Genomic DNA, 17037 nt, shown 5'->3' with positions numbered 1-17037 from the left:
AATCTAAGGGTGCTTGAAATGAGACGGATACAAATTGCCGGTACAGGAATGGCGTTGCCGGCGCAGTCGACAAGCAGCCAGCAACTGGACGATCGGCTGGGCTTGGCGCCGGGAACGAGCTTGAAGCAGACGGGCATACGCCGCCGCTTCCTGTCAACGACCGAGACCACAGCTCAGCTCGCCGCCAAGGCCTGCCGCGATGCAGTCGCGAACGCGGGGTTGGACTGGGGCGATATCGATTGCATCGTTGCCGCTTCGGCCACGATGGATCAGGCGCTGCCCTACAATGCTGCCCTGATCCATGCCGAGCTGGGGCTGTCGCAACAGCGTACGACGACGTTCGATATCAATGCAAGCTGCTTGTCCTTTCTCGTAGCGCTGGACACGATAAGCTATCTCGTCGAGGCCGGCCGCTATCGAAATATCCTGCTGGTGTCGTGCGATATCGCTACCTTCGGCATCAACTGGACCGATCTGCGCGAGGGCGGCATTTTCGGGGATGGTGCCGCGGCGGCCGTTATGCGCCGCACGGACGCCGGCGAGGCATCTGGCATCCTGTCGTCGAAGCTCGAAACCCTGTCCGCCGGCGTGCACCATTGCCGCATTCCGGCCGGCGGTTCGCGCTACCACCCGCGCCGCCTACTGGACGTGCCTTTCGATCCGCTTACCGTCTTCCATATGGAGGGCAAGGCCGTGTTCAAGCTGGCGTACGAAGCGCTGCCGGATTTTACGGCCAAGCTGCTCGCCGATGCCGGTGTACGGATGAAGGACCTGACAGCCGTGGTCCCGCACCAGGCCAGCCAGCTCGCGCTGACCCATCTTTCCCGTCGCCTGGACATCTCGTCCGAACAACTGGTCGACATCTTCGCCGATTACGGCAACCAGGTCGCCGCATCGCTTCCCACCGCCTTGCACCTCGGCTTGGCGAACGGGCGCTTCCAGCGTGGAAGCACGATTATGCTGCTCGGTACCGGAGCCGGCCTGACGATGGGCGGGATGGTACTGACCGTATGAATATCGTCGTCACGGGGGGGGACCGGATTCCTCGGCAGGCATGTCGTGTGGCGCCTTGCCGCGCGTGGACACAGTATCGTGTTCACCGGCCGAAATACCCACGAAGCGGCGTCGGTCAAAGCGCTGGCCGGTGCCGATGTCGATTTCGTCAAGGTCGACCATGGCGCCAAAGCGGCGCGCGCCAGGCTGTCGGCTTGCTGCCGCGGGGCGGATGCCATAGTGCATTGCGCGGCGCTGGCCGCGCCGTGGGGAAGCAAGCGATCATTCGAGCGCAGCAACCTCAGTGCGGTGGACGAGGTGCTTGCCGCCTGTCGTGAGCGCAGCGTCGCCAGGCTCGTTCACATATCGAGCCCCAGCATCTACTTCGACTACACCGACCGTTTGCAGGTGCACGAAGACAGCCCCTTGCCAAGGCCGGTGAACGAGTACGCCCGCACCAAGCGCGCTGCGGAAGAACTGGTGCTCGCAGCTAGACTGCCGCATTCGATCATTTTGCGGCCGCGCGCCATCTTCGGTCCCTGGGATAATGCCTTGTTGCCGCGCCTGCTTCGGCTCATCCGCCTGGGCCGTGTGCCGCTGCTGCGTGGTGGCCGGGCGCTGATCGACCTGACCTATGTCGACAATGTCGTGGACGCAGTCGAGGCCTCTCTTGCGCTGCCAGCCAACCCGGCCGGCGTGGATCCGATTTTCAATATCTCGAACGGCGAGCCGGTCGAGATCGGGGATCTGTTTGCCCGCATTTCAACAGCATTCGATTTGCCGCTCGAAACAGCGCCGCGGCCCTATCTGGTTGCCGACCTGGTCGCACGTCTGCTCGAAGCCTGCGCGCCCCTGGTGCCAGGCTGGGAGCCGCCTTTCACGCGCTATTCGCTCGGTACCATCGCTTTTTCGCAAACGCTGGATCTGTCGCGCGCAACGTCGCTGCTCGATTATCGGCCGCGCGTGAGCCTCGATGAAGGCATCCGCCGTACCAGCCTCTGGTGGCGTGAAACAATGGGACAGCACCCGACATGAAACCAATCAAATTCCATCTGCTCAAGGCCGGGCACTGCTCGCATCCCGAATGCATCGCCATGCGTGGCGGACGCTGGTCCAGCCTGCGCTTTCCGGCGCTGTGCGGCGTCATCGAGCACCCGCAACGTGGCGTGATCCTGTTCGATACCGGATATAGTTCGCACTTCTTCGACGCGACGCAGCCGTTTCCGGAACGCGCCTACCGCTGGGTCACGCCCCCCACGCTCGCGCCAGAGGAGGCGCTCGTGGCCCAACTGGCGCGCATGGGTATTGAGGCCGGCGCGGTCCGGCACGTCATCATTTCGCACTACCACGGCGACCATATCGCGGGCCTGAAAGATTTTCCGCAGGCGCGCTTTTGGTCGACCCGGGCCGACTACGACGCACTGCGCAAGCGCTCTCGCTTTGGCAACCTGGTTCATGGTTGCTTGCCCGCCCTGTTGCCGGCCGATTTCATGACGCGCCTGGACTTTGCTGAAGACGCGAAACGCATGGCGCTGCCGCGCGAATTTCACCCGTTCGACAGCGGCTTCGACCTGTTCGGCGACGCAAGTGTGGCCGGCATTGCCTTGCCTGGTCACTCGACCGGCCAGATGGGACTCGCCTTTTGCCGCGCCGACGGCCGGCACGTGTTCCTGGTGGCAGACGCGTGCTGGACACGCAACGCACTCGACGAGCATCGGCTTCCCACCTGGATTGCCAGCCGTTTGTTCGACAGCCGGCATGATTACGCCGCTACCTTCGGCAGGCTGCGCGAGCTCGCCGCAGGCAGAACGGAGGTCGCCATCGTGCCCTCGCACTGCGAACGGACATGGGAGGCCTGGCTCAATGAGACTCGCTGACACGCTGCGCCTCGGCGCTTATCTGGCGCGCACGCGCTGGCTGCTGCGTTTTCGCAACCGCGCCGCATTCGACGACTGGCAGCGGCGCCAAGTGCAGCGCTTTCTCGACAAGCACCTGCCGCTCAGCCCGTTTTATCGTGACTACGCGGGCCAGCCGCTGTCCGCGCTTCCTGTCATCGACAAGCAGACCATGCTGGCGCGCTTCGACGACATGAACACTGCCGGCGTCAGCCTGGACGAAGCGACGCGTGTCGCCCTGGCCGCCGAAACGACGCGTGATTTCGCGCCCGAGTTGCGCGGCATGACGGTCGGCCTGTCGAGCGGCACACAGGGAACACGCGGTGTGTTCCTGGTGGCGCACGAGGAACGCGCGCGCTGGGCCGGCATCATGATGGCGCGCACCTTGCCGAACGCACTGATGCGCCGGCTGCTGATCGGTGCACGACCCGTGAAAGTCGCGTTTTTCCTCCGGGCGAACAGCAATCTTTACACCACCTTAAAAAGCCGCCGTGTGGATTTCCGTTTTCACGATCTGCTGCGGGGCGTGGATTGCCATCTGCCTGCGCTGATCGAACAGCAGCCGGATCTCGTGGTCGCTCCCGCCAGCATCCTGGCCCGGCTTGCGCAACACGCGGCGAACGGCGCGCTGCCAATCCGGCCGCAGCGCATCATCTCCGTGGCCGAAGTGCTGGAAGCCGACGACAAAGCACGCATCGAGCAGGCATTTGGGATGAACGTCCACCAGCTATACCAGTGCACGGAAGGATTTCTCGGTTACACCTGCGAGGCGGGTGTGCTGCACCTGAATGAGGAATTCGTGCACATCGAGCCGGAATGGCTGGACAAGGAGAGGACGCGCTTCGTCCCCATCGTCACCGATTTTTCGCGTACCACGCAGTTGATCGTGCGCTACCGGCTCGATGACGTGCTGCGCGTGCGCCTTACGCCTTGCGCCTGTGGCGCCGCCGGCCGCGCAATCGAGGCCGTCGAAGGGCGTTGCGACGATGTACTCTGGTTGCCTGGCGCACATCACGGTGCCCTGGTGGCGCTCTATCCCGACATGGTGCGCCAGGCGGTAACGTCGGCACCTGCGGCCCTGCCGGACTACCGCATTGAACAGCATGGCATGGCATGGCGCATCGCCGTCGCGGACGAGGCAGAGGCATCCCATGCGGCGTTGACGGCATCGCTGCAGCGCCTGGCCGCACGCCACGCATTGACGCCGCCGGTCTTCCAGCGCATGCCGTTCGCCGACACCGATGCCCATGTCAAACGCAGGCGCATCCGCTGTGTCGGGCGCCCCGCAACCAACCAGGAAAACCATGCCTAACGTACTGATATTGGGAGGACGCGCGCCCGTCGCCGCGGATCATGCCCGGCGCTTTGCCAGTCAAGGCTGGACTGTCCATATCGGCGACAGCATCCCCTGCCGCATCTCGGGATGGTCGCATGCGGTACAGTCAACAGTGGAGCTGCCATCGCCGCGTTTCAATCCGGCGGCCTTCATCGCCGGATTGTCGCGTACCATCGGCCAGCACGCGATCGATCTCGTCATCCCCACCTGCGAAGAAGTGTTTTACCTGTCGCGCTACCGGCACGCACTGCCATCGTCATGCCGCATTCTCACGGACGATTTCGACAAACTGCGCACCTTGCACAGCAAATGGGAGTTTTTGCAGTTGTCTGCCGCATGCGGTGGCAACCCGCCGGCCAGCGCGCTGGTGCGCAGCATCGGTGAAGCGAAAGATTGGGCGAATGGCGCGCCGGTGGTGCTCAAGCCCGAATTTTCCCGCTTCGGCGTCCACGTACGACTCTATCCCGACGGGATTCCGGCTGACGCCCCCGAATTGGCGAACATGGGCCGCTGGGTCGCGCAGCACTACCTCCACGGGCAGGAACTGTGCTCATACAGTGTCGCCGAGCAGGGGCGCCTGCTCGCCCATGCCGTGTACCTGCCGAAGTACCGTCTGAAGCGCAGTTCGAGCTACTATTTTGCGCACCATGCTTCAGAACGCATCGCGGCGTTCGCCGCACGCTTCGTCGCGCGGCACCACTTCACCGGGCAGATATCGTTCGACTGGATCGACGCCGGTAACGACAGCCCGGCGGTGATCGAATGTAATCCGAGGGCCATCAGCGGCGTCCATCTGTTCGGTACCGGGGATTTGCTGCCTGCTGCCCTGGCCGGAACTGCGGCGAGGCTGGTCACGCCATCCATGCTGCGTGCGCGGATGATCGCCCCTATCATGGTGAGCGTCGGCCTGGCCCAGGCGCTGGCGAACGGTCGCGTCAACACTTGGCGCCGCGATTTCCTGGCGGCGGACGATGTGCTCGGCGTTGGCGGTGACCGCCGCCCCATGGCGGGCGCCGTGGCAGACATGGGCTCCTATCTGATGCTCTCGCTACGCCAGCGTTGCACGCTGCGCGAAGTGGCCACCCGCGATATCGAATGGGATGGCGAGGCGCTGGTGCAGCTGTGACGCTGTCGGGCCAAAGCTGCCGACGGCGGCATCCGCCGGTCGAGTGGCGGCCTTCGGCGCTATCCATTGCAGTACCGATTCGAAGCTTGTTGGGAACAACCTGACGACCAACGACACATTATTGCAGCCTGGCGGCTACCACTGAAATAGCGACGGAACGGACCACGCTCGCCAAGTCGGATGATCGACGCCAGGTTCAGGAGCGGGAAAAATCAATCAGTGCCCGCCCGCTTGAACGGTCTACCCGCAAGGCGACCGTGCAGCCGGTTTGTATGGCCGGAAGATGGATCGCTGCGATGGGCTGGGCGATGTCGCGCTGCGTTGCAGGCGCCTGCACATCCACCAGGTGCACCACGCACAGCGGTTGGTCATTGATCAGGGTGCCGCTCTGGCGCGCACTGACCACCTTTGCAAAGCAAATAGCGCCGTGCGCGAGCAGCCTGGCGTCGGCTGCCTGTGCACGAAACAAGCCACGGATCTGCCAGGCGGTATGCCCGCCAACAAGCACGACCACCACCGCTGCGATCGCAATATAGGCAAAGTCGCTCATGCCTCAGCCCAGATGAATCTGTTTTGAATCCATTTTCAACAGCTTGTCGCTGGTCACCATGACGTGGTCGCCATGCAGCCGCAGATAGTCCCTGGCCTGATAATCGAGCTGACCTGCGCGCAGATGGTCGGTTTGTTCGACCTGGCGATAGCAGACACGCGTGACCTGGCGTACTTTGTCCAACAGCATTTCCAGCGCCTGCCCGGTATGCCGCAGCACCCCCAGTGCGCCTTGCCACTGCCGTCCCTGATAGCTCAGTTCCTGCGCGACGACGACGGCGCTCTCGGCGCGGATGCCCAACTGCCCCGATGTCAAGGACAGCGCTGCGCTCTCCAGGCTGATGGCGTCGTCGCTGAGGACCTGCACCGCGCCGCCGTACCCGATCGCCATGGCGCCCTCGACGCCGATCCGGGCGGTGCGCGCGCTATCGCGTTCCAGCACGGCGATCAGGTAACTTTGCTGGCGGCTCGGACCGGAGACCAGCACCTTGTCGCCAGTTTCCGGATGGAGCAGGCAACTGGCGGCGCGCTTGCAGGTCAGGGTGCCGCCATGCAGGTCCAACAAAAAATTGCCATGGCCCAGATCGGCGACGACCGTGGCAATGGCGTGAATGGCCGCGTCAAGGGCGCTGGCGTGTTCGAGTACGGTATGCATCGTGAACATCCTTTAAAAAATAGGGGAGGCAATCGCCAGGGCAGGCTCAACGCGACCAGAGTTCGGCTTGCAGGAGTGGCTCATCGTGTTCGATGACACCGCGCCGGCTGGTCCATGTCGCACCATCTTGCGTGCTGCGATGCAGCCGGGTATGGTCGAAGCCGGCGTGGCTGAAGCTGGCATCGCGCAGATCGGCATAGGAAAAATCGGCGAAGCGCAGCTCGGTGTCGCGCAAGTCCGCGCCTTCGCAGCACGCCGCCTGGAAATTGGCGTAAGCGAGCCTGGCACCGCGCAAGTTGGCCTTGCGCAGGCTTGCGCGCGGCCACAGCGTTTGTTCAAAAAAACCGCCGGACAGATCGGCGCCGTCCAGCTTGGCCTCGGCAAACAAGGCAAAGCGTGCCTGGACGTCTCGCAGCAGCGCACCCGGCAGTTGCGCACCCTTGAACATGCAGTGCGCGATATTGGCCCCGGTGAAATCGGCTTCCGCCAGATCGCTTTCAACGAACTGGCACATCGGCATCGCCAGTCCGGCAAATACATTCCCGCTCAGCTTCGCTTTGGCGAAAACAACGTTCTTCAAGCTGGCCGCGCGCCACAGGGCGCCAGCGAAATCGACCTCCATGAACACGGTTTTTTCCAGCAGCGCTTCGGAGAAATCGCAGCGATGTGCCGAACATTCAGTGACACATAAAATCTCTGCCCTGAGCCCCGCCAGGCTGGCATCGTCCAGCTTGCAGCGAAGGAGCGTGGCATTGCTAAAACACGATGAATGCAGCTGCGCAGAGCGCAGATCGCAATTGAGCATGCCGGCGCCGTTGGCGTCCGCGCCTTCAAGCAGGGCGTGGCTCACATTGCAGTCATGCCAGGTTGTTTTAGCCAGCCTGGCGCCCCGCAGGTCGGCCTGCTCGAACTGGCAGTGCATGAAGTCGCACTCGCTCAGATCGGCACCACCGAGCTGGGCACCGCGCAGGTCGACCCGGTCGAACTGGCCACCCGAGAGATCGAGCCCGGTCAGCACGGCACCGCGCAGGTCGCATTTTTCCACGCCCTCGCCGTTTCGGATTTTCGATTGCAGCTCTTGCGCCGACATCATCGGGCGCGCTGTACTGGAGAAAGTGGTGGAAGACATGGCGCAGCTCAAAAAATCAGGTTCATGAATCTGTTGTGAACAGCTACGCCACCGTTAACCGTCTCTACCGCGCTGGATTGGTTGAACATGACATTGCCTTCGACTTTTGCACCGTTGACATCGCGCTTGAACACGCAGAAGTCGGTCTTGAAAACAAAAAAGCTTAATGCCTTGATGTTGAAAGAAGAATGCAGCATCCGGAAGTTCAGATTAATTGGAATGACCGATACCGCACTCGTCGCGTAGGAGAATTTGACCATCCCGACCACGTCGATCGCGTAGGTGGCAGTAATGCCGAATTTATTGTCGTATGTGCCGCCACCAGTTGCACCGGCAGCCCCGCCGCCACCGCCGCCCGCCTTGATGAACACGTCGCCGGCAAAAATATTATGCACGCCGCTCGTATGGTAATCGGCATTGTTGGCGGTCACCTTATGTCCGCCATGCACAACGTGAACGTGACTGCCATCGACGATGTGGTCCTGGTTCCCACTGACCGCGCGCAAATAATCGCCGATGACATTCTGTTCCTGGTTTCCGTTCAGCTTGTGTGCCTGGTTGCCATGCAAATCGTAATTGCGATGTCCATGCACCGTGTAATTATGGTCCCCATGCAGCACGTAATTGTGATTGCCATAGATGGTTTCGTTGTAGTCGCCTGTGACGATATGCTCGTGGTCCCCGGTAACTTTGTGCGCATGGCCACTCTGATGCTGCTCAGTGCTGGCTCCCGCAACAGTGCGTGTACTGGTGCCGCCAACCGCATGGACATGATTGGCGCCAATCGCCGTCGCTTTATTGGCGCCGACACTTTCAGTCAGGTTGGCCGCCACCGCCTGGGTCGCGTTGGCGCCGATCGACTCCGTATGGTTGGCGCCAATGGTCTCTACCTGATTGACGCCGACCGTATTGGTCTTGTTGTTTTCCACTTCGATCAGCATGTCCTTTTCGGCATGCAGCGCCAACCTTTCTGCGCCAATGGCGTCCTCGAACTCCAGCGAATTGGCATTGGCGGGCGAACCGCCCTTGGTCGAGCGCGACACGATACCGCTTTTGCTGGCGGCGCCCGGCAACCCGAACGGGGGCATCTGGTCGGCGTTGTAGGTGCTGCCAATGACAATCGGCCGGTCGGCTTCGCCACCGATGAAGTCGACCACGACTTCCTGGCCCACCCGCGGAATGTACAAGGTGCCGAAATTGGAGCCAGCCCAGCTCGTTGCCACGCGCAGCCAGCAGGAACTGTTTTCGTCCATGTTGCCGTAACGGTCCCAGCGAAACTGCACTTTGATGCGGCCGTATTCATCGGTCCAGATTTCTTCGCCTGCCGGGCCGACCACGGTCGCCGTTTGCGGCCCGCTGGTGCGCGGCTTGGGCGTGACACGGCGTGGGCGAAACGGCAGGCTGGCCGGTTGCGTGACGAAATCACATTCGTAGCACGCCGGGGTCGGGTCGCTGGCGTAACAAGGTTCCTGAAAACGATACGTCGCGCTCACCAGCAAATACTCGCGGTTGGCATCGTCGCGCGGGCAGTTGCTCAGGTTGAAGCGGTAGCCGGGCGCCATGGCGCGCACGGTGGCGTGGCCATGGTCGCGTTCACGCTCGCACTGCAATCCTTCAAGGCGAATCCGGCTGTAATGGTCGGAATCGCCCATCTCGGCGTAGCCACCCATCCAGTCGTAGACTTCCATGTCGCCATGCTGGTGCGAACCGGCATTGGCGCGCTGGTTCTGCAACCTGGCGCGCGGCTTGGTGAAATTGAAGTCGTCCGTCACGTAGCTGCCCGGCGCGATTTCTTGCGCCACGTGATAGCGGTCGATGAACTCTTCCTGGGGCGTGGCCACGCGCTCGGCCTTGAAGAACGGGATCGAGGCGTAGCCTGGCAAGACCTCGTGCGCGCCAATATCATCGGCCAGCACCAGGGTATGACTGCCCAGCGCATGCTTGAAGTAATAATAGATGCCTTCGTGCTCCATCAGGCGGCTGACGAAGTCGAAGTCGGTCTCCTGGTATTGCACGCAATAGGTCCATGTGCGGTAATTGCCGGTCAGATTCAGTTCCAGGGCAAAGCCATATTCGCCGAGTACTTCCTGCAAGATCTCGGCGACGCTTTTGTTCTGGAAGATCTTGCAGTCCTTGGTTTGCGTAAGCAGCCACAACCAAGGGCGCACGATGGCGCGGTAGCGGTAGCTGCGCGCGGTCGACCCTTCCCGGCCCACCAGCATGCCGCGCCCGACGATGCCGTTCAGGTAGCGCACTGCACCGTCGCGCGTTTGCACTTCCACCGTCAATGGCTGGCCCAGCAGCGCTTTCAAGTCCAGCGCGTTACTATCGGCAATCATGTCCACTTCAAATTCAAACAGCTGCGACAGTGCTTCTGTACCGCGCAGGGCGCTAAAGAGCAGCACCTCGTCACCGAGTGGCGTGTGGGCTTTTACAATGCGTTCCATATCAATTTCCTTGTAGGCTTAAACACAATGTCCGGATGCGGACAGTCGCTCATGCTGCGATTCCACGTAATAGTCCAGCCACCCTCGGCCACCAGAAGTCGACGCCATCCGGGTCCAGCACATAGCGGTGGGCGCACTCCTTGAAGTGGCCGAGGTTGACAAATTCAGCGCTGGCGCCGTGCTCGCAGTAGGCGTCATGCAGCGACTTGGCATAGTCCAGCGGCCAAAAGCTGTCGTTGTCGGCGTACAGCCACAGCGAGCGCACCCTGGCGCGCCGGCCGTAATACCGGAACGCTTCGCGTAGCGGCTGCTGCCAGCCCTGGTCCGACTCGCCGCGCAGGCCGCCGGCAAAGTTCACCAGGGCGCGCACGCCGGCGTGCGGCTTCATGCCGTAGGCCAGCGTCCCCAGCGCGCCATACGAGTGCCCGCTGACGATGATGCAGCTGGCGTCGATATAAGGCTTGCCGGACATGGCCAGCACCACGGTCTCGATGTCACGCGCACAGCACAGTGAGCCGGCCAGCGGGTTGGCCCAGTGGCTCAGATGCCGGCCGCCTGAGTCGGCAAAACCCCGGCGGTTGGGCGCAAGCACTGCATAGCCCTGGCGCAGCAGCACCTTGGCCAGGGCGTCTGGCCGGCTGCGCGCCTGATGCACGGTATTGCCGAAATTCCTGCCGTGGTTAAATACCCAGAGAGGAAAAGGGCCCGGCCCGCAGGGCAGGTACAAGGTGCTCACCATCATGACCGGCTCGGCCTCGCGCGAAGCAATATGCAGGATGCGGCTGGCCCGCCCGGGTGCAGGGCAATAGGCCGGACTGGCGACGACGCTGCGGTAATTCAAGAAAAACCCTTTCGGCAGGCCATGGCTAAAATGCCAGCACCTTGAACTGCCCTGGCACCAGATAGATACCCGGTGCGTTGGTGGAATTTTGAATCGACATGCTGGTCATGCGCGTCGCTGGCGTCGCTTTGATCAGCAAATTGTATTTGCCGGTCACTTCACGCGACGGTCCCATGACCGTACCGCTGGCCACGCCAACGCCGGGCAAGGTCATGGTCATCGGCGCAAACGTGGCCAGGTTGTGGGCCGGGGTGCCGCCCACCAAGATGTTGAAGGCATTCGGGATGTGCATGGGTGCCGGCGCCGCATTGGGTGAGGTAATGGGAATCTTCGCATCGACCGGCGCCAGGCTCAGGCCAAGCTGGGTTTTCAAAAACATGGGCTATCCTGCTGAAAGTGTAAGAAATACATCGGCCTCAATCGGCCAAGGCGGTGTCAAGTACCCGCCGGGGCAAGAATTTGGTCTGCTCCAGGTAGGCCTGGTCGAACAGGGTTCCGCCGTCGCCCAAGGTTTGCGCCAGATCGGCGCGAAACAGGTTGGCGCCGCGCAGGTCGCACGAGCGCAAGTCGGCTTTCACCAGGCTTGCGCCGATCAGATTGGCGTCGCGCAGGTCGCTGGCGACCAGGATGGCGCGGGTGAAAAAACTGCCGCTGGCGTTCATGCGCTGCAAGTTGGCGCCGCTCAGATTGGCTTCGGAAAAATCCGTGATCGCCGCTGTCGCACCGCAGAAATTTGCTCGCTGCATGCTGATTTCACGGAAATTGCATTGCGATAGCTGGGCATCCGTGAAGTCGGCTTCGTCCAGTGCGGTCTTGTCGGTGACCGCGCAGGTGCGCAGGACGCTGCCGCGAAAACTCAGCCGTGCCGCATCCGTCGTGACCCATGCGCTGTCTTGCAAGGTGGCCAGGTCAAAACACAGATCTTCTTGCCGGCCTTCTATAAAGACGCATTTCTCGAAATGCGCATGGCGGAAGCTGCAATTGCGCATGCCGATTTTGTAGAAAGTCAGCGAGAAAAAGCGCGCATGATCGAACCTGGCCGACGCGATCTGCATCTCTGTCAGCATGACGTCACCGATCTGCGCGTGGGAGAAGTCGCCATGATCGAGCCGGGCTTCTTCCCATGTGCACTTGTTCAGTACGGCGTGCGCAAACGAGGCGTAGCGGGCGTCCGCTTGCGCCAGGCTGGCGCCATCGCACCTGGCGTGCGCAAAGCTGGCGCCGGCCAGCGAGGTGCGCGCCAGAATCGCTTCCGTCAAGTCGCAACCGTCCAGTTTTGTTCCGCGCAAGTCGGCGCTTTCCAGCATGGCGCCCCTGAAATTTGCACCGCGCAGATCCATGCCTGACAGATCCGCTCCAGTCAGGTCCAGGCCGGCAAAGTCGCGCGTGCTGGCGTAGATCGCCGCCACATGGTCGCGCACGCGCCGGGCTGCGTCGCCGACCAGCACGGCGGCTGGCGCGAAACTGGTCGCGCCGTGCAAGTACATCTTGTGCATGGTCGATTTCAGCTCCGCAGCCGGGATGATCTCGGGAATGGGCATACCGGAAAATGATTCTGCCTCGCTTGCCATGTCGGCGTGGCTGGCGCTGAACTCGGCGAAGCTGTGGGTGGGTGCCGGCGGCGCGTGTTTCATGCCGGCATGACCGTCGAGCAGGGGCGCCAATTGATCGAGCATCGCAAGCTGGCCCTGGTGTTCGGGCGGCAGATTGCTTGCCATTTCCCGACGCGTCGTCGCGAGTGACGCCCGGGCTTTCTCCATGTCGGCGGCGTGCAGCCGATCCACCTTTTCCATAAATTGCGGTAAATCTTCCAGGCGGCGCGGCAGCTCGGGGGCGGCGTTCATTGGAGGAAGTATCTCGTCCGGGTCGAGCCCTTCATCACGCGCCATCTGCGCACTCTTGTCGCGTTGGTTTTGCATACGCTGCCGCTGATTGCGTTCCAGCGGGCCTGGCACTTTGTCGAACATGGTGTCCTCCCCAGGAAACAGGAGGCCCAGCGCCGCGCCTTCAGGCAACAGGTCGCCATCGCGAAAGGCGTAGTGACTGCCAGTCTTGCTGTCGAGCCGCTGTGCGAGCACCTTCAGGAAGTAGGCGTGATCGCGTTTCGCATGGCGATGCTCCAGCGCGGGCATCAGTTGCATAACGTCGTGGGCATCGTCCTGGTCGATTTCGACCACGCCGTGATAAATCAGGACGCTTTCCAGCCGGTGCGGGAAGAACCACGCGGTGGTCAGGCGCAAGTCGATGTCGGCGGTAACATGCTTGTCATTCCGCCGTTTCACCACGAGGCAACGGCCAACCCAGTCGGGAATGGTTCCGCTCAGCACCGGGTGCTCCGGGTGCATATTGCGCAGCGTGTAAGGCGCGCCGGCAAGTTCAAAGCTGGCAGGGAAGTGCTGATCGTCGGGCGCGGCGTTCCATGCGCGCCAGTCCATGCTGCGGGCAAGGCCGGGGAAATCATTCTCGAACCAGCTTTGGTCGTGCACGCCCATGCGCGCCTGGCGCTGCTGCCAGGCCACGTCGATCGGTCCCATGCCAGCCGGCGCCGATGGTGGCCTGCCTGGCGCCCGGTAAAGTTCGCTGGCCAGCTCGACGTTTGGCAGCCGCACCACCTTTTGACCGCCAATATCCTCGGCGTCCATGCCCCGGCCAAGCGGATTGGCAGCGCAGGCCGCGCCGCCGAATGCATGCGTCCAGTCCAGCGGCATGGCATCGAACGGCGTCGGCGCACTGGCGCCGCCGGCGATCCAATAGCGGTCACCAAAGACAGTCAGGCGTTTTTCTATATCGCCAACCTGGGCGGAGACGGCGCAACGGGTTTTGTCTTGCTGATGATGGGTATAGCCAAAACCGGATACCAGAAACTCCGGATATTGCTTTGGCAAGCCCAGGTCGAGGACGCTGGTTCCCCCAAGCTCGCTTGCCAGCATCGGCCACAATCCTTGTTCATTCAATAGTTGGGGATTGGGGCTCAAGGTGACATGCGCGTACGCCGTCACGCATAAAAAATGCTTGTTCTGCCAGGTAAAGGGCCGGGGCATGACGCCCAGGCGCATCGGTTTGATGATCTTCATACGCTGCTTGTTTATCCGGTGACGCTGGAACTAGAATAGATATAGATCGCGCGATATTTATGAATCAAAATTTGATAATAAAGTATTGCAACTATTTTAATTGGCGAGCCATGCTAACGTTATTGGCGCGGCCCGGTCAATAATATTCCCCACAGTTTTAAATATATTAATTAGGTCATCAACAGGTAATATAAATATCGTATGGATTGCAATCGGGCGCTTATCAATCGCGATGTGCGCGGGTTACCAATTGCGGATCGCCGACCCATACGCCCAGCGCCGAGTAGTTGTCTTGCGTGCCGTCGCAATCGCTGTGTTGACGCACGTGCCCGGCAAGCAGGGTGACCCAATCCGCCACATTGCCTGCCACTTGCAGGCAGCGCTGCATCGCCGCGTCGTCGAGCCCGTTCCAGAAGCCGTCGGTGCACAGCAGATAGGCATCGCCGTCTTCAAGCGTGCAAGCCGCTCCTGGCTCGATGTTGTCGGTATCGGCCTGGCCCAGCGCGTGGCTGAGCAAATGCGCTTTGTCCGGGCCGCAGGACAAACCCGCCTGTTGCAGTTGGGCGGCCAGGCTGTGGTCTTGCGTGCGGCGCAGCAGATGCCCGCGCCGGAACAGGTACAGGCGGCTGTCCCCGACATGAATCCACTGCGCCATTCGTTCGCGCCGGTCGATGAACAGCGCCACCACGGTCGCTGCCATGCGCGCCCGCTCGGGGTTGCGCCGTTGTTCCGCGACGATGGCAGCGTCGGCGGCATCCACGCTGCCGTGCGTCATCGCTTGCAGGCCGTACGATTGCTTGTCATCGAGTTGCTGCAAGCTCCAGTGCACCGCCAGCCTGGATGCGATGGCGCCGCCGGCCTGGCCACCCACGCCGTCGCTGATCACAAAGCAGGCGTCGTCATCACGCACCCGGAAACCCAAGGCGTCTTCATTGCTGGCGCGGCTGCCTTGATGCGAGCATTGCGCCGTGGTCAAGGTCAGCATGCCTGTTGCACCCTCTGTGCGCGGTACAGTTCGACCTCGGCGTCGTAGGCGGACAAAAACACCTGCCCAAATACGGTATGGAAGTCTTCCTCCACGGCGGTCACCGCCGCCTGGTGCAGCGCGCGATAACGCACCCACGCACGCCCGTCGCGCCCCTTCGGCATCAGGCGCTCGTACCAGACGTCAGCGCCCATCTGCTTGTCCACCACTTCCGGACTGAAATTGCGCAGCAGCTGATTGAGCGCGGCGCGCATGCCCGCCAGCATGCCCATCTGATGGGCTTGCAGGTCGTGGAAGGTATCGTCGACGGCGCGCTCGGACGTCATGAAACCGGAAAACGATGGCCCGAACATTTGTTTGAGTACGGTCTGGGCGTCCGGCAGCAGCTTGAGCGGATTGTTTTCCTTGTCGAGCATCATGGTCAGCTCTGCCTTGACTTCACGCTTGATGATCGTGCGGCTGGTCAACAGGTTCATGGAGCCTCCGACCAGTTTGCTCAACAGGCGACCGGCCTGATGAAAGTGCGCCTCGGTCAAGCTGCCTTCATTTGGCGTGAAGCCGGCGCCCTCCAGAAACGCTGCGACCATGTTGGCGGCGTCCGGCGTTGGTGGCGCCGGGTCGCAGGCCGTGGGCCGCGTCGCAGTCTGGATAGGCGACGACGCCATGTCAGCAGCGAACCGGGCTGGCGCGGGTTCTGCTTGCACGCCGCTGCCAATCGCCCGGCCAAACAAGGCGCTGGTGTCGAAGGGGGCGCTCGCCGCATGTTCTTGCTGCGCCAATTCCAGCAACGCAGTGCTGGTGTCGGGCAGAGCGCTGGCATTGTCGGCGAACAGATTGCTGTGCGATTCCGCGCCAGGATTGGCAAAGAAATCGAGCGGATCGACCGATGGATTGCTGAGCGTCGCCAGGGCGTCATCCGGCAAGAGCACCTCTGGCGCTGCCGCCTGCGCGACCGCCAGCGGCGCTGCCACCGGCGCGGTCGCGGCAAACAGCCTGGCGCTCGGCGCCGGCGCAAAGTCGGACACAAGGTTGTCCCAGAACGCGTCGTCGGGAGCCACCGTCGCCGCTGGCGGAGCCGGCGCCAGCGCGACACGCACGGGCGCAATCTCCACGTCGGCCACAGGCGGCAGCGGGTTAGCGCCGCTATTTGCCGCCTGCTGTTCGCCAACCTGCAGCAGATACAAACCAATCCGTACCTGGTCGCCATCCCGCAGGCGCCAGGGCTGGTCGCCCGTCAATGCCGCATCATTCACTTCAACCGGGCAGACCGTACTCAGGTTGGCCAGATACGTCCCGCTGTCATCGATGCGCACCGATGCCTGCAAGCGCGAAATCTGCCTGGTGTCATCGACCAGCACCAGATGGTTGTCCGCGCCCCGGCCAATGGTTGCGCCAGGCCGGGAAAAGTCCTTGCTGACCGGCGCACGTAGCGGCTGTCCGCCGTGTTCGAGGATGGTGAATCGCATGCGTGATCCTGGTTATGGCTTGGCTGGAAGCGTGACTTTTTTGCGGGCGGCATCAAACGCCGGCCCCCACATCGGATGCGAACGCTCGGCTTCGGACAACTGAAAGCCCGGATCGAGCAGCATCACGCGCTCCGCCTCGGCGTTGCAAGGCGCGGTTTTCCTTGTGATGCAGTAGCTGAACGCCAGCAGCTTGTGCGCCTGGACTTGGGTTGCGGTGCTTGAAAAATCGATGGCCTTGCTGGTGCTCAGGTTAACGATGACTGCCTTGAAGTCACCGGCCGTAAATTGCTTGTTAGCTTCCGCAATGACAACCTGCGCGCGCTGTTCCATGGCATTCAATATGACTGCGGCGGGCCTGGCCGCTGGCTCGGGAGCGGCAACCGGCGCGCTGTCAGTACTGGCGCACGCGCTCAGCCAGAGCGGGGCGCTGATAGCCAGCACCGATGCGCCAGCTTTGAAGGCAGCGGTTGTCAACATGGATACCGGAGGGCGAGCGTTAAAGATACGGTTCATCAAATAATCTTTCGTCATAGGTGAGGCA

At 62.1% G+C, this 17037-nt stretch carries 15 protein-coding genes; 5 read left to right on the top strand and 10 right to left on the bottom strand.

Annotated elements, in window-relative coordinates; all coding sequences use genetic code 11:
- The first annotated feature begins 18 nt into the window (after positions 1-18).
- From F2P44_RS24405 to F2P44_RS24385, 5 genes are read left to right on the top strand one after another with little or no spacing between them, the layout of a single operon-like run.
- A complete protein-coding gene (locus tag F2P44_RS24405) occupies positions 19-1014 on the top strand; it encodes a 3-oxoacyl-[acyl-carrier-protein] synthase III C-terminal domain-containing protein (protein WP_167090199.1) in 996 nt (331 codons plus the stop codon).
- A gap of 45 nt (positions 1015-1059) precedes the next feature.
- Positions 1060-2028 (top strand): NAD-dependent epimerase/dehydratase family protein, encoded by a 969-nt coding sequence (locus tag F2P44_RS24400; protein WP_370662745.1) that lies wholly within the window; start codon positions 1060-1062, stop codon positions 2026-2028.
- Positions 2025-2870, top strand: coding sequence for an MBL fold metallo-hydrolase (locus F2P44_RS24395; protein WP_167090197.1), 846 nt, complete (start codon positions 2025-2027; stop codon positions 2868-2870). The genes F2P44_RS24400 and F2P44_RS24395 overlap by 4 nt, the downstream gene beginning before the upstream one ends.
- Entirely contained in the window at positions 2857-4200 is a 1344-nt protein-coding gene (locus tag F2P44_RS24390; RefSeq protein WP_167090195.1) for a F390 synthetase-related protein, read from the top strand. The genes F2P44_RS24395 and F2P44_RS24390 overlap by 14 nt, the downstream gene beginning before the upstream one ends.
- Positions 4193-5350: an ATP-grasp domain-containing protein gene (locus tag F2P44_RS24385; protein WP_167090193.1), complete on the top strand. Its 1158-nt coding sequence runs from the start codon at positions 4193-4195 to the stop codon at positions 5348-5350. Before F2P44_RS24390 ends, F2P44_RS24385 begins: the two co-directional genes overlap by 8 nt.
- A gap of 196 nt (positions 5351-5546) precedes the next feature.
- Here F2P44_RS24385 and F2P44_RS24380 read toward each other — a convergent pair whose 3' ends face one another.
- The 10 genes from F2P44_RS24380 to F2P44_RS35765 form a co-directional block, all read right to left on the bottom strand.
- Positions 5547-5900 (bottom strand): hypothetical protein, encoded by a 354-nt coding sequence (locus tag F2P44_RS24380; protein WP_167090191.1) that lies wholly within the window; start codon positions 5898-5900, stop codon positions 5547-5549.
- A gap of 3 nt (positions 5901-5903) precedes the next feature.
- The gene (locus F2P44_RS24375) at positions 5904-6554 is read right to left on the bottom strand and encodes a DUF3540 domain-containing protein (protein ID WP_167090189.1); all 651 of its coding nucleotides are present in this window, start codon (positions 6552-6554) and stop codon (positions 5904-5906) included.
- Between the two features lie 46 nt (positions 6555-6600).
- Positions 6601-7683: a pentapeptide repeat-containing protein gene (locus F2P44_RS24370; protein ID WP_167090187.1), complete on the bottom strand. Its 1083-nt coding sequence runs from the start codon at positions 7681-7683 to the stop codon at positions 6601-6603.
- 8 nt (positions 7684-7691) lie between these two features.
- Positions 7692-10130, bottom strand: coding sequence for a type VI secretion system Vgr family protein (locus F2P44_RS24365; RefSeq protein WP_167090185.1), 2439 nt, complete (start codon positions 10128-10130; stop codon positions 7692-7694).
- A 49-nt stretch (positions 10131-10179) separates the two neighbouring features.
- Positions 10180-10971 (bottom strand): dienelactone hydrolase family protein, encoded by a 792-nt coding sequence (locus F2P44_RS24360; RefSeq protein ID WP_223165097.1) that lies wholly within the window; start codon positions 10969-10971, stop codon positions 10180-10182.
- A gap of 25 nt (positions 10972-10996) precedes the next feature.
- The gene (locus F2P44_RS24355; RefSeq protein ID WP_054267264.1) at positions 10997-11350 is read right to left on the bottom strand and encodes a PAAR-like domain-containing protein; all 354 of its coding nucleotides are present in this window, start codon (positions 11348-11350) and stop codon (positions 10997-10999) included.
- 37 nt (positions 11351-11387) lie between these two features.
- Positions 11388-14045: a DUF2169 family type VI secretion system accessory protein gene (locus tag F2P44_RS24350; RefSeq protein WP_167090183.1), complete on the bottom strand. Its 2658-nt coding sequence runs from the start codon at positions 14043-14045 to the stop codon at positions 11388-11390.
- A 223-nt stretch (positions 14046-14268) separates the two neighbouring features.
- Positions 14269-15030: a PP2C family protein-serine/threonine phosphatase gene (locus F2P44_RS24345; protein ID WP_167090181.1), complete on the bottom strand. Its 762-nt coding sequence runs from the start codon at positions 15028-15030 to the stop codon at positions 14269-14271.
- Complete coding sequence (gene tagH / locus F2P44_RS24340; RefSeq protein ID WP_167090180.1) at positions 15024-16496, bottom strand: type VI secretion system-associated FHA domain protein TagH; 1473 nt, start codon at positions 16494-16496, stop codon at positions 15024-15026. Before tagH ends, F2P44_RS24345 begins: the two co-directional genes overlap by 7 nt.
- Before the next feature lie 12 nt (positions 16497-16508).
- Positions 16509-17009: a TssQ family T6SS-associated lipoprotein gene (locus F2P44_RS35765; RefSeq protein ID WP_229423726.1), complete on the bottom strand. Its 501-nt coding sequence runs from the start codon at positions 17007-17009 to the stop codon at positions 16509-16511.
- Between the last annotated feature and the right edge of the window lie 28 nt (positions 17010-17037).

Origin of the sequence: Massilia frigida, from assembly GCF_011682175.1 — a bacterium.
Taxonomy (GTDB): Bacteria; Pseudomonadota; Gammaproteobacteria; order Burkholderiales; family Burkholderiaceae_D; genus Telluria_A; species Telluria_A frigida.
This window is presented reverse-complemented; position numbering and strand designations above follow the sequence as displayed.